Origin of the sequence: Zymobacter sp. IVIA_12111.31 C1 (assembly GCF_047495495.1) — a bacterium.
Classification (GTDB): Bacteria; Pseudomonadota; Gammaproteobacteria; order Pseudomonadales; family Halomonadaceae; genus Zymobacter.
Map to the genome: position 1 here is coordinate 862,856 of NZ_CP179930.1, position 13,455 is coordinate 876,310.

Below are 13,455 nucleotides of genomic sequence, written 5' to 3' on the forward strand. Positions count from 1 at the left end.
TTGGGGCTGACTCTTTAGGTGGCAGGTGCCCCTCTGCCTACACATCTGACCTGCTCTACGCTTTCAGCAGTGCCTCTGGGCTGCTGCTGTCGCGTGTGTTGATCACCTGGCGCGCTAGGGCCAGGCCAGCTTCGCTATCGTCGATATTGATAAGAACGACTCCTCGTAAGGTGTTGTCATCGTCGGCGTAGTAGATCACCCCGCACGGGGTGTTACCGGGGGAGGGCGGCGTCTTCCAGTGGCAGATGAGCTGCAGGTCGGTGCTCATATGGCCGATGCCCTTGAGGTCTAGCCCGAATAGGCGGGTATAGAAGTAGGGTGTATGTGTATAGGCCTCGGACGAACCGGCCATGTTGCGTCCGGCACAGCGCCCCATCTGCTGAGCGTTGTCCACGTGTTCCACGCGCTGCCGTCCTAGTCGGCTGTCAGGGTAGAACGCGATATCGCCAGCGGCGAATACGGTAGGGTCAGAGGTCTGTAGGTATTCGTTGACGGTGATGCCGTCGTCAACAGCGAGGCCGCTTTGATCGGCCAGTTCGTCACACGGGGCAATCCCAGTACACATCACCGCAACGTCGGCGCTGATGTCCGAGCCGTCTTCCAATATTAGCGATACGCCATCTTCGCTTTCGTCACCCTGTAGCACATGATTCTCGCTGAGCATTTCCACGCCGTGGGTGCTGAAGGCGTGGTGTAGCCATGTGCATAGCGCGGGAGGAAAGCGGTCGGTGCCTGGCTGCGGTTGGGAAATGACCCATTGCACCCGTACGCGTTCCTGCTGACACAGCGCTGCGGCAAGCTCCATGCCGAGCCAGCTGCCGCCCACGACGGCGGCGTGCAGAGTACTGTCGGTGTGGCTCCACGCGCGCAGCACACGGTAGTCGGAGACCGTGCGGAAATAGAGTACGCGTTCGCTTGGCGGTAGCTGTTGCAGGGTGGGCTTGCCGCCGGTCGCCAGCAGCAGCTGACCATAGTGGAAGCGGGCACCGTTGCTGCAGCGGACCGTGCATTCATGGCGATCCAGTTCGACGACGTGATGCTGAAGATGAAGGTGGGCACCTGCATGCTGGTCGGGACGCATCCATATCTTCTGCAGGCTAAAAGTGGGGTCGAGCCACAGCTTCTTCGACAAAGCGGGACGAGTGGCCGGTGGGTCAATGTCATCGCCAAGGATCCCGATTGAGCCACTCTTGTCGCGCTCACGGATGCCTTGAGCCGCGCAGGCGGCCGCCATACCTGCGCCAACGATGAGGTAGTCGTAGTGCTGTGCGCTCACGGTAGTTCTCCTTTGTCCGACTGATGGCATAACGGCGATGTACTGCTCTGAATAGCGTCTTTTCTGCGACAATCCTTGGCGAAATGGAGCAGTTATGGCACGACTCGCGTATGATATTCAGCATAGAGCACACTGCTGACACTCGCCTGATGATGAAAGGAGCGCATCATGTCCAGCCGTTTCCCGACCACTCGCCTTCGCCGTTTGCGTCGCACGCCAGCCCTGCGCGATCTGGTCCGTGAAAACACACTGAGTGCCGAACATCTGATCTATCCCATCTTCGTCGAAGAGGGGCTGGATGAGCCTCAGCCCATTAATGGCATGCCGGGCCAGTACCGCATTCCCGAAAGCCAGTTGGCCGATGAAGCGCGCCGTCTGGCGGCGCTGGGGCTGCGCAGCATCATGCCGTTTGGCGTATCGCACCACAAGGATGATATCGGTAGCGATGCACTGTCGGGCACTGGGCTGCTAGCGCGTATGACGCGTACGATCAAGGAAGCCGCGCCGGAACTGGTGGTTATTCCCGACATCTGTTTTTGCGAATACACCACTCACGGCCATTGCGGTGTCATCTGCGATGATCACGTCGACAACGACATCACCATCGCCAACCTCGGGCGTCAGGCGGTGATCGCGGCCGCCGCAGGGGCTGATATGGTGGCGCCGTCGGCAGCGATGGACGGTCAAGTTGCGGCCATCCGCTCGGCCCTTGATGACGCTGGCTTCTCCCATGTGCCGATCATGGCCTACTCGACCAAGATGGCCTCGTCGTTCTATGGTCCGTTCCGCGAAGCGGCGGGCAGCACGCTGAAGGGTGACCGTAAGGCCTATCAGATGGATCCGATGAACGGGCGCGAGGCGCTGCGTGAATCCTTGCAGGACGAAGCCGAAGGGGCGGACATCTTGATGGTCAAGCCTGCGATGGCCTATCTGGACGTGATGGCCGACATCCGCCGCCACAGCCTGTTGCCGCTCGCGGCCTATCAGGTCAGCGGTGAATACGCGATGATTAAGTTTGCGGCGCAGGCTGGTGTTATCGACGAGCGTGCGGTCGTGCGGGAATCGCTGGGCGCTATGCGTCGTGCGGGAGCAGATCTGATTCTGACCTATTTCGCTGCGCAGCTGCTGGAAGAAGGGCTGTAGGCCACTGGCAGGTATCTTCATTCTTCATGGGCCGCTGCGTGCACCGAGGGTGACGGGCGGCCGATCATCATCCTGATCAGGCGAGGGACTAAGCGTGTCGATCAGCACCGTAGTAAAAGCAGGGCTGTGCTGTGCCACTCTCATGGGCGCTGGCGTGGCCGCCGCTGCACCGCAGCAGGCTCCGATTGTCGTGCAGGGCGCAATGAGCTCTGAAATCGATACCTTGATCAAGCAGCTCAAGGACGCCAAGCCGATGACGATTGGCAAGTGGCAGTTCTGGCAAGGGCAGCTTGATGGCTATCCGGTTATCGTGTCCAAAACGGATATCGGCATGGAAAACGCCTCGGCGGCGACCGCGCTGGCTGCGGCCACCTTCCATCCGGTAGCGATCATCAATCAGGGCACTGCCGGTGGGCATGATCCCGAGCTGCACAATTACGATATCGTGATCGGTAAGGAATCCATCAACATCGGCAGCTTCAAGACCCCGTTCAAAGCGCGCGGTGAAGGCACGCATGCCGAAACGTGGGCCCCCATGGATCTGCTGACCGAGGAAGAGGACACCAGCGACAAGATCGTTGACAAGCCGATGCGAGCGTTCCCGGCCGATGCTGGCTTGCTGAAGGCTGCACACCGCGCCGCTGAGCACTATTCCCGCGGTAAGGTGGTCGATGGTGTCATCGCTTCTTCTGATGTCTGGAACAACGAGCTAGACCGCATCGCTCTGTTCCATCAGCAGTACGGGTCGTCGATGGAAGAGATGGAAACCGCTGCGGCTGCGCAGATCGCCAGAGGATTTAATATTCCGTTCATGGGCGTGCGCGTCATCACCAATAACGCGACCAACGGTTCGCAGTTTGAACCGGCAACGTCCGAAGCGAGCCAGCTGTTCACCACGGATATCGTCAAGGCGTATATCCATCAGCTGAAGCGCTAAGCCTACGGCTCGTCGGACGTGCTGTCGCTAGAACGCCACCCTTGTGAGGGTGGCGTTTTTTTATGGTCGATGAGAAGGCACGACGCCACACTTGCATAGCTCTGTGCTATCGGGCGTCATGCGCTACCCGCTACCCGCTACCCGCTACCCGCTACCCGCTACCCGCTACCCGCTACCCGCTACCCGCTACCCGCTACCCGCTACCCGCTACCCGCTACCCGCACAAGCACAAGCGTCCAAGTGACCAGAAGGGAGCGTCGATGAAATCGGGCACTGGCTCTGCTTTGTGTGGACTGTGGGCGGTGTCGTGCATGCCGCTATGGTTGATCGCTAGTGCTTACTGCCGAGCTATGCGATAGGGGTTATAGGGCACTGTTATTCTGAGACGGTGGGTGTTGCTGGTGCCAGTAGAGGGTCTGCTGGGCGATGTACCACTGGATGAGCTGGGCGAAGAGGTCATGCACGAAGGTGCCGTCCAGCTGGTGTTCTTCCGCCCACTGCATGCGCTTGGGCAGCATTGCTCTGACGCGTTCAGGGGCGGGGATGCTGGCGGCATCGGGCTTGAAGTACGAGGCGGCCAGTACGTAGTGCATGCGTTCGGCCAGCTTCAGGATGATGTCGTGGTCGATGCGGTCGATGGCCTGCCGGATATCGGTCAGGCTGCGGCAGGTGATGGGTGTCTGCATGGGGAGCCTCTAGTACCGCGTGGGAATATAAGTGGCCTGTCAGATGGTTCTTATGGTATGGCACCGATCACACTGGTGCCATACCATATTCTTTAGAACAAGTCGGCACGGACATTGAGACCGATGGTTCGGCCCATATTGACCTGTCCGAAGGCGCTGCTGCCGCTTAGATAGCCATAGGTAAAGTAGCGACGATCGAATAGGTTGTCGGCGTACAGTTCAACGCTCAGGCGCTGAGTGGCTTGCCACCCCAGACGGGCATCGACGGTCGCATAGGTGCCCTGGCGTAGCGTGTTATCCCCTTCGAAGTAGTGCGAGCCGACGACGTGGCCTGCAAGGCGTGGGGTCAGCGCGCCATAGGACGTGTCGATGTGGCCGCTCAGACCACTGCCCAGCGTATAGCGGGGGGTGAACGGTGTGCGTTTGCCCGCATAGGAGTCGCTGTCGTTGGCGAAGACTGAGTGCACGACGTTACCGTTGATATCCCAGCTCCAGCTCGGAGTGAATTGCCAGGCCGCTTCCAGTTCCACGCCCGTCGCGTCGGCGGTGCCCGCATTGGTCAGGGTCTGTAAGCCTTGTGCGCCTGAGTACAGTTGCAGGTCTTTAGTGTGGGTGTGGAAGACGGCACTCTGCAGTCGAACGGCATCGCTTTCGTAGCGTGCGCCCAGTTCGTAGTTGATAGATCTTTCCGCTGCGAACGGGGTCGCCGACAAGCCGGGTGACGGCACGATGTTGTAGCCCGACGGTTTGTAGCCCTGTGCGATGCGGGTGTACACACGCCAGTCGTCGTTCAGCATATAGCCTGCGGACAGCTGTCCCAGCACCTGATCGTCGCTGCTGCTGTTCTGGTCACCGAACGGTGAGCCGAGCATGCTACCGGAATAGTGTGTGCTTGCTTTGTCATGGGAGAAGCGCAGACCACCGCCGAGATCGATGCGGTCGGTGACGTGCCAGGTTAGATCGGAATAGGCGGCCAGTGTATTGCTGGTGGTGCGGGACTGGGTGGACAGGTAGTTGCCGGTGGGCATGTCGTAACGCATGTCCAGATTTTCACGCGTGTTCTGGCGGTAAAGGCCCAGTGTCACGTCCACGGGACCGCCAGGATTGGTGGTCGCTCGTAGCTCCTGGAGGTTCTGGTTCCAGCGTTCCGGAGTATTGGCGATGAGCGTGCTGTTAGGGAAAATGCGGTCATAGTGCTGCTGCTGCCAAGCATTGATCAGTGAGAACGTCCACGCATCAGTGGTGTACTTGCCTGTCAGTGTCTGGCTGTTGGTGCAGCGGTCGAGATAGGGATCAGGCGAGCCCGACACGACACTCAGCGTGTGGTTGTGGGGATCGCCGAACGCAACATACGTATCCTGCGTGGCGCGGGTGCATTCGCGGGTAGCGGATACCCCGATTTCCCACGGCTGGTTGTCCGGAGCCAGCAGCAGTTTGACGTTGCCGGTATTGGCTTTCGCTCCCCCTAGATCATCGTGGCCCGTGGCAGGGTTGGTCATGTCGCCCCCATCGACCTGGCGTTGCAGGGTCATGCTGCCGTACAGCAGGCCTTTCTGCAGTGGGCCGCTGAGGTGTAGCTTGCTGTGGTAGCCATCGCGGCTTTCGATGCCGCCCTCAATATAGCCATGAGGAGTATTCGTCGGACGGCGAGTCGTGATATTGATGACCCCACCCTGTGCGCTTTTGCCGTACAGCGTGCCCTGTGGGCCGCGCAGTAGCTCGACGCTCTGGACATCGGTCAGCGCTTGTATCGTGTTGGTCGAAAGCTGCGGCACCCCATCTACGTACACGGAGAGCGCGGGGTTGTAAGGGTCCTGTGCTGACGTGACGCCACGCAGGGAAATAGAAGGAAACAGCAGTGAGCCAGCGTTTTCCATATGGAGCCCTGGCAACACGCGATCCAGCTTCTCGGTATCAGTGACGCCTGCGGCCCGCAGGGCGGGGGCATTCACCACGGTCGAAGCGGCGTTCTGTGATGATGCTGAATCGGGGGAGACCTTGCTGGCCGTGACTTCGTAGACATCGGATGTTCGCTGTAAGGCTCTTGCCTGGGCAACGGGCAGCAGCAATACGCCGCTTAGCGCAATTGAGTAGCGCCTGATGATGGACATGGGGTCTGTCTTCCTGATGTGTTGATGGCCTTCTGAACGCGTTGTGCTTGTAAATGATAATCGTTTCTATTGTTGCAGCTACCCGATACGAGCAGCATTCTGCCCGTGTCGGGTCGTAATTCCCTTGTTTATACTGGGATATTTATGAAGCAGTCTCAGGCGAGGCGGCAGTAGCCTGCCGGATAAGCGCTTGGCGGTCGATCTTACCGACGGCCGTGAGTGGCCAGTGCGTTACCGCCATGAGCTGATCTGGGAGTGAGTGACGGCTGAGGCCGCGCTCGGTCAGGGAATGACGAAGCTCGGGCAGCGATGGCTGCGAAGCCGAAGTCATGGGGGATGAAAAAAGGTATCTGATGCCATGAGTCCTCCTGACGCTGGCCTGCGGGCGGCTCATGACGTCGGAACGACATGAAGCGATAAGCGTTATCAGCCAGATCGAGCGCCGTATGGGTACGGTGTCACGCGATGAATGACGGTATTTTCTTTTATGAGAATAATATTCATTATCATTTGAAGGCTACCCGAAAAGGGTTGGCTTATGCTCTATTTGGTATTGATAACCCTTTCATCATTAATGAATTTTTGAATAGAGGGGCCGCGCGGAAGCCCCGACGCAGGCGCGTCAGGGCAGAAAGGCGGGGGATATCGCTAGGGGGAATATACGCAAGAGGAAGGCATCGCCTCAGTCGGTACTTTCACTCCAGAGGGTGCGATAGGCGGCATTGCGTGCCATTAGTTCGGTGTGCGATCCGTGGTCGGTGACGGTGCCTTGTCGCATGAAATAGACCGTATCTGCGGCCATCAGCGTTGCTAGGCGGTGGGTGATCAGTACCACCGTACGCCCTTGGGCCAGTCGTTCCAGCGCACGCTGAACCGCGTGTTCGCTTGCCATGTCGAGTGAAGCCGTTGGTTCGTCCAGCACTACGATGGGGGTGTCTTTCAGCAGTGCTCTGGCGATCGACAGACGCTGGCGTTCACCGCCCGACAGTGTTACGCCCGCATTTTCGATGTGCGTCTGCCAGCCTTCGGGCAGCCGTTCGATTACCTCAAGACACTGCGCCTGTCGAGCCGCTTCCTGCACCTCTTCGCGTGATGCCTCTGGGCGCGCCATCCACAGATTGGTCAGCACCGTTTCGTTGAATAGGAAGACGTCTTGAAAGACCACCGAAATGTAACGGTTCAGCTGCTGCGCAGTCAGGGCGCGGATATCGACGCCGCCGATCCGGATCGTGCCGTGCTGCGGGTCCGCGTAGCGCTGGAGCAGCTTGGCGACGGTGCTTTTGCCTGCGCCGGAGGCCCCGACCACCGCACTGGTACGCCCGCTTTCGAAGTGGGCCGACAGCGTGTTGACGGCATCGTGCGGTGCCTGTGCGTAGCGGAACGTCACTTGATCGAAGGTCACCTCAAACGAATCGGGCTCTGCGGCGCTGGGCAGTACGGGAAGAGCAGGCATATCAAGCAGGCGCTGAAGGTGGTGCAGCGTTGAGGAAAGCAGCTCTAGCACCACTGCTTGGCTGATGAAACTTGCCATTGGCTCGGAAAAGCGGCTGATGATGATCATGGCGGTCATCAGTGCGGGCAAGGCCAGTGATCCTGATATCACCCACAGTACACCGAGGCACACCACGCCGAGCAGGCTTAGCTCGATGGCGCTAGAGGTGAGCAGCGTGGCATTAGCGCCACCGCGGTGCAGGCGCTGCTGGAGCCGCTTGAAGGCGTGGCAGCGATCACGAATGGCCGCGTAGCGCGCCTCTTCCTCGCCACAGAAGCGGAGCGTTTCCTGCCCCTGCACGAATTCGACGATGTCCCCGCTGAGTCTTTCATTGGCCTGCACTAGCTCGCTGATGTGGCGTCGCTTCATCGGGCGCTGCCAGTGGTTCAGCAGTGCCATCAATGGAAACATCACCAGCAGGGCAAGCGCCAGAGGCGCATTGACGGCAGCGGTGATGGCCGTCACGGTGAGCGGAGTGGCGATTGAGGTGAAGGCGGTATTGGCAATAGCAATGACGTAGTTGAAGTGCTCGTCGATGCTGCCGAGCAGCACGGCGTTCATCTCGCCCGCCCGTGTTTGCTGCAGCGCTTCCAGTGAGATGCTGCGGAGTTTCTCGCCCAGCCTCAGCCGCAGGGCATAGGTGGCGTTAGCAAGATGACCCGCGTACTCGAATCCCTGGCCGTACCAACGCAAGGCCAGCGACAAAAGGCCGGTGATTGTCATCACGGTGGCAGGAGCCCTTATGCCCGCAATGGGCTGGCCGTCGATGATGATGGTCACGATCGGGTACAGGCAAGAAAACGCGATGCCTTGCAGTATGGCTGCCAGCAGCAGCGCTACCAGTGAACGCGTCAGTCGAGGGGCGGCCGGGCCGACGGCCAGTCGCAGGCGGTGGTACAGCGTCAGTAGCCGGGAAGGCAGCGAAAGGGTGTGCATAGTCGTCATGGCGGGCGGATCAGCAATCCGTCTCGTCCATCTCCGCGTGAATCATGACTGAGCACCGCGAGCATTGTTGGCGGTCGCCCACAGTGCGGCATAGTCGGGTACGGTCGCGAGCAGAACGGCATGCGTTCCCTGTGCGACGATCCGTCCTTCTGCGAAGAACAGAACGTGATCGGCTTGGCTCGCGATCGTGGGTTTGTGGGTAATAAAGAGGATCGTTCTGCCGTGCCGCTCGGTACGCAGCGACGCCATCAGCGCGGCTTCGCTGGTGCTGTCCAGAAAGGCGGTGGCTTCATCGAGCACCATCAGCGGGCGCGGTTGTAGAAGAGCACGGGCTACGGCAAGTCGCTGACGCTGACCGCCCGACAGCGACGAGCCCTTTTCACTTACTACGGTGTCATAGCCGTTGGGTAGCTTTTCGATGAACTCGTGAGCGCAGGCCAGACGAGCGGCTGCGATGATGTCGTCTCGCGCTGCATTGGGCAGGCCCACGCTGATGTTGGCTGCTACCGTATCGGCGAACAGAAAGGTGTCCTGCGCAACGTAGGCGATCTGCTGCATCAGGGTATCGGTGGTCATGGCGCGAACGCCGATACCGCCTAGCGTAATGCCCCCTTCTGTAGCGTCTGCGAAACGGCAGAGCAGCCGCATAGCCGTGCTCTTGCCCGCCCCGGAAGCGCCGACCAGTGCCGTCATTGAGGCGGCCGGAGCATGGAAATCAATGTCGGTTAGGGTGGTGTCACCGGACGTGCCCGGGTAGCGGTAGCTGACATGTTGAAACGTCACGCTGGCATCGGCAGGAAACCGTGGGTGCGCGGGCTGCGGCTGCTCTTGCTGCGCCAGCAGGCGCTGGATGCGCAGCGCACACAGGCGTGTGCGTTTCACCAGTTGCTGAAGGGATATCATCGGCATTACCGCCTCGGCCATCCCGCTGCCGATCAGTAGCACGGTCACCCATGCAAAAGGGGGCAGGCTCCCCTGTGCGGCCAGGCCATAACCCAGCCAGACCAGTACCAGCAGGGTCGGTAGGGGGCCGATCAGTGCAAACGACAGCCGAGCAGAACAGGAGGCTTCTCGGTACCAACGGGTCAGCACGTCTCGCCACGCCTTCAGCGCACGCTGATAGTTGACGAAGCTGGATGAGCCGCCGTCGAACATGCGCACGACGGGCATGGCCTGCATGAACTCGATGATTGCAGCACTGACGCGTTCGCGTGCTTGGCCGTATTGATGGCCCATATCGCCATGGCATCTCGCCCAGTACATAACGCCCCCGCCCAGCAGTAACACGCCCAGCATGCCGCAGGCTAGTCGCCAGTCACAGTAGGCCGCTACCAGAAACGTGCCCACCGGCATAACGATGGCACGTGCATACAGCGGCGTGCTGTCGGCGACGAAGGCATGCAGAGATCTCACGTCCTCCTGCATGACATTGGAGAGTGTGCCTGTACCGAGGGCATGCACATCTGACAGCGATAGCTTCATGAGTTTTCGGGCGAGCGAAGTGCGTAGCTCCGCTTCCAGCCGGAAGGCCGCTTCATGGGAAACGGTGAAAGCGGTCAGCCGCAGCAGATAGGTCGCCACGGTCGCTGCTAGGCAGCAGCAGAAGGGTAATGTCGGAAACCACAGCGGGGATATCGCGAGTGAATGAATGACCCAAGCCAAGCAGATCAGCGCTCCCAAAGACGTCAGAGCTGCCACGCCGGAAATTGTCATCGCCATGATGATAGGCACATGTACGGACGCCATTATATGCCACAGTGAACGCGACTTTATATCATTGCGCTTATATTGTGCCCTGAGTTTGGGGTGTAGTAGCATGAACTCTCTCCCGGCGAACAGAGGGCGGTGTCGGATATAACCGCGACAGAGTAATGCATGGTAAGAATTCATCTACCCCAAAGGGTATTTTAAATATCCGTATCGGTGCTGAACCATGTCATATGGAGCGACAGCCATCATGAGGGAACGTCACCTCTGCGATGACATCGCCATCAGTCGCCTGCTGGACGGGCAGCCCGTCCCCCAGCTGGATCACGATGCCCAGTACATGCTGCGCCGCTATCCCGTGCAGGAAGGGATGGAGCTGATCTTATGGCGCACCCATCTGTCCTCCCCTCGCGAGTTCTATCTCTATGACGACTCCGGGCGTATCAACTTCAGCTGCATCCTCAATGGGAAATCTCGCATCATTCCTGATATGCGGCGTAGCAATAATGAATGTGTGTTAGAAACCGGCACGTTTTATATAAGTCATACTTCAGGCTGTCGTGGTAAAGCTTTTTACGAGGGCGTTTTTGAAAGCATCACATTATCCATCGACCCTATTGTATTGAAACAATGCGTTCCCGATGTAAACGATATTCTTCAGCAATGTGAAATATCATACGGCTATTGTCAGCGTAATAATCACAGCGCTGAAATACACGGTGCCGCACAGATGCTGTGGAATGCATTGATCAATGCTGATGAACGTGGTGGCGACGCGTTGGCCACGATGTGGCAGAAAGGGCAAAGTCTGGTGATGCTGAGTCTGATGCTCGAAAAGCATATGGAGATCGACCGCTGTGTCGGTTGCCCGCTACGACAGCCCGACCGCCAGAAGTTGATGAAGGCCAAGGCGCTGTTACTGTCCGATCTGACCAAGGCACCTACGATCACCGAGCTGGCGCGCGAAACCGGGCTTAGTGTTTTGAAGGTGAAGAAAGGGTTCCGCTCAATGTTTAACAACAGTGTCTATGGGTTGTTCCAGGCGGAGCGGATGCAGGAAGCGCGGCGTCGGCTACTGTGCGATAACGTCTCTGTCATGACGGTGGCCTCCGATCTAGGCTACGCCAATGCCAGCCATTTCTCGGCGGCCTTCCAAAAGCAGCTTGGCGTGCTGCCATCGGTCTTCAAGCGCTCCATCCACGTCGACGGCATGACCCGGCTCTGAACCTCATGCCTTAACGGCCACGCCTTTATCTCGATATAAAGAAAGCCCGCATGCACCAGCATGCGGGCTTTCTTTGTCAGCACAAAATGAGCACCGGTTGGATCAGTTATTGACCGGGATCACAGCGCCTTTGTACTTGTCGCGGATGAACTGCTGGATTTCCGGAGAGCGCAGCACTTTGACCAGCGCTTCGATCTTCGGATCGTGTTCATGGCCGCGGTGAACGGTAATGATATTCACGTAGGGGTTATTGTCCGGGCTTTCGATAGCGATCGGATCGTGGACCGGATCTAGGCCCGCACCCAGTGCGAAGTTGGCATTGATGACGACAGCGTCGCCTTCATCGTTGCGGTACATGGTGGGCAGCATGGACGCTTCGATGTTCGGGCGGAAGTCGAGGTGTTTCGGGTTGTCAATGATGTCAGCAACGCGAGTGGAAACGACCGGAATGCCCGGTTTCAGCTTGATCAGACCGGCCTGCTGGAAGATGGCCAGCGTACGGCCTTCATCCGATACTGTGTTGCGCATCAGGATTTTGGCGCCTTCCGGCAGATCGTTCAGGCTTTTGTATTTCTTGGAGTAGATGCCGATCGGCTCGAGGTGAATAGCCCCAGCATTGACGAAATCGTACTTCGGATCGCCTTTGTGCTCTGCGATGACCGTATCCATGTAGGGCAGGTGCTGCGAATAGTTGGCATCGACGTCATCGTTGGCCAGTGCGGTGTTCGGGATCACGTAATCCTGCACGACTTTGATGTCGAGGTCATAGCCTTCGGCTTTCAGCAGCGGCTTGGCCTGTTCGAGGATCTCAGCGTGCGGTACCGGCGTCGCTGCGATGGTCAGCGTATGCGGGTCATCCTTCTTGCCGCCGCAAGCTGTCAGTGCAAGAGCAGCGGTCAATGCGGCCGCCGTGGCGATCAATGTCTTTTTCATCAATGTTCTCCTGAGAAGCGTGTCCTGAGCGCAAAGCGCAGTATTGAGCAGATCATATAACGATTAGCCGTGAGGACAAGCGACTAATGGTTATAACGTTATCATTACCTTAGTCATTGACCGGGATTATTGCGCCTTTGTATTTGTCGATCACGAACTGTTGCACCTTCGGATCGCGCAGTGCACTCAGCAGCGCTTCGATCTTCGGGTCGTGTTCGTGGCCACGGCGCACGGCTACGATATTGATATAAGGGTTGTTATTAGAGGCTTCGACGGCGATCGGGTCGTGGATCGGATCAAGGCCTGCCCCCAGCGCAAAGTTGGCGTTTATGACGATGGCGTCGCCTTCATCGTTGCGGTACATCGCGGGCAGCATGGAGGCTTCGATGTTGGGGCGGAAGTCGAGGTGCTTCGGATTGTCGATGATATCGGCCACGCTGGCAGACACAATCGGTACATTCGGGTTGAGCTTAATCAGCCCCTCACGCTGGAAGATGGCCAGTACACGACCTTCATCGGCCACCGCATTGCGCATCAGCACTTTGGCACCGTCAGGCAGGTCCTGCAGGCGCTTATAGTGTTTGGAGTAGATGCCGATAGGGGCCAGCAGATAGCCGCCAGCTTTGACGAAATCGTACTTGGGATCACCCTTATGCTCGACATGGATGACCGTGTTCATGTAAGGCTCGTGCTGGAAGAAGTTGGCATCGACATCGTCGTTGGCCAGCGCAGTGTTCGGCACGATGTAATCGTTGACCACCTTGATATCCAGCTCATAGCCCTGAGCTTTCAGGATCGGGCGCGTCTGTTCGAGCACTTCCCCATGCGGTACGGGGTTGGCCGCAACGGTGATCGTATGGTCGGCATCTCGCCCGCCGCCGCAGGCCGACAGCAGCAGTGCAGTAGCCAGAGCGGCCGTGGTGGCCATCCAGTGTGTCTTCATAACGAAATCCTTTTCGTGTGCCAGCGGGGCGGGAAACCGTTTGTCAGACAGCGCCAG

At 58.6% G+C, this 13,455-nt stretch carries 11 protein-coding genes; 4 read left to right on the forward strand and 7 right to left on the reverse strand.

Annotated elements, in window-relative coordinates; translation table 11 throughout:
* Window positions 1-55: 55 nt before the first annotated feature.
* The gene (locus tag ACMHYW_RS03850) at window positions 56-1,276 is read right to left on the reverse strand and encodes an NAD(P)/FAD-dependent oxidoreductase (RefSeq protein ID WP_414500969.1); all 1,221 of its coding nucleotides are present in this window, start codon (window positions 1,274-1,276) and stop codon (window positions 56-58) included.
* Between the two features lie 168 nt (window positions 1,277-1,444).
* Between ACMHYW_RS03850 and hemB the strand changes: the two genes are divergently transcribed.
* The 3 genes from hemB (at window position 1,445) to ACMHYW_RS03865 (ending at window position 3,600) form a co-directional block, all read left to right on the forward strand.
* Window positions 1,445-2,419, forward strand: coding sequence for a porphobilinogen synthase (hemB, locus tag ACMHYW_RS03855; protein ID WP_414500970.1), 975 nt, complete (start codon window positions 1,445-1,447; stop codon window positions 2,417-2,419).
* A gap of 94 nt (window positions 2,420-2,513) precedes the next feature.
* Window positions 2,514-3,356, forward strand: a complete 843-nt coding sequence (locus ACMHYW_RS03860) for a 5'-methylthioadenosine/S-adenosylhomocysteine nucleosidase (RefSeq protein WP_414500971.1) — start codon at window positions 2,514-2,516, stop codon at window positions 3,354-3,356.
* 91 nt (window positions 3,357-3,447) lie between these two features.
* Window positions 3,448-3,600: a hypothetical protein gene (locus ACMHYW_RS03865; protein WP_414500972.1), complete on the forward strand. Its 153-nt coding sequence runs from the start codon at window positions 3,448-3,450 to the stop codon at window positions 3,598-3,600.
* A gap of 118 nt (window positions 3,601-3,718) precedes the next feature.
* Here the strand turns inward: ACMHYW_RS03865 and ACMHYW_RS03870 are convergent, their stop codons facing one another.
* From ACMHYW_RS03870 to ACMHYW_RS03885, 4 genes are all read right to left on the reverse strand, one after another.
* A complete protein-coding gene (locus tag ACMHYW_RS03870) occupies window positions 3,719-4,042 on the reverse strand; it encodes an isochorismate lyase (RefSeq protein WP_414500973.1) in 324 nt (107 codons plus the stop codon).
* 92 nt (window positions 4,043-4,134) lie between these two features.
* On the reverse strand, window positions 4,135-6,153 hold the full coding sequence (locus tag ACMHYW_RS03875) for a TonB-dependent siderophore receptor (protein WP_414500974.1): 2,019 nt from the start codon (window positions 6,151-6,153) through the stop codon (window positions 4,135-4,137).
* A gap of 682 nt (window positions 6,154-6,835) precedes the next feature.
* Window positions 6,836-8,590 (reverse strand): ABC transporter ATP-binding protein, encoded by a 1,755-nt coding sequence (locus ACMHYW_RS03880; protein WP_414500975.1) that lies wholly within the window; start codon window positions 8,588-8,590, stop codon window positions 6,836-6,838.
* 42 nt (window positions 8,591-8,632) lie between these two features.
* Window positions 8,633-10,309, reverse strand: a complete 1,677-nt coding sequence (locus tag ACMHYW_RS03885) for an ABC transporter ATP-binding protein (RefSeq protein ID WP_414500976.1) — start codon at window positions 10,307-10,309, stop codon at window positions 8,633-8,635.
* 238 nt (window positions 10,310-10,547) lie between these two features.
* Here ACMHYW_RS03885 and ACMHYW_RS03890 point away from each other — a divergent pair, with 238 nt between their 5' ends.
* Window positions 10,548-11,522, forward strand: a complete 975-nt coding sequence (locus ACMHYW_RS03890) for a helix-turn-helix transcriptional regulator (protein ID WP_414500977.1) — start codon at window positions 10,548-10,550, stop codon at window positions 11,520-11,522.
* Between the two features lie 102 nt (window positions 11,523-11,624).
* Here the strand turns inward: ACMHYW_RS03890 and ACMHYW_RS03895 are convergent, their stop codons facing one another.
* Complete coding sequence (locus tag ACMHYW_RS03895) at window positions 11,625-12,455, reverse strand: MetQ/NlpA family ABC transporter substrate-binding protein (RefSeq protein WP_414500978.1); 831 nt, start codon at window positions 12,453-12,455, stop codon at window positions 11,625-11,627.
* 109 nt (window positions 12,456-12,564) lie between these two features.
* A complete protein-coding gene (locus ACMHYW_RS03900) occupies window positions 12,565-13,398 on the reverse strand; it encodes a MetQ/NlpA family ABC transporter substrate-binding protein (protein WP_414500979.1) in 834 nt (277 codons plus the stop codon).
* Window positions 13,399-13,455 lie beyond the last annotated feature (57 nt).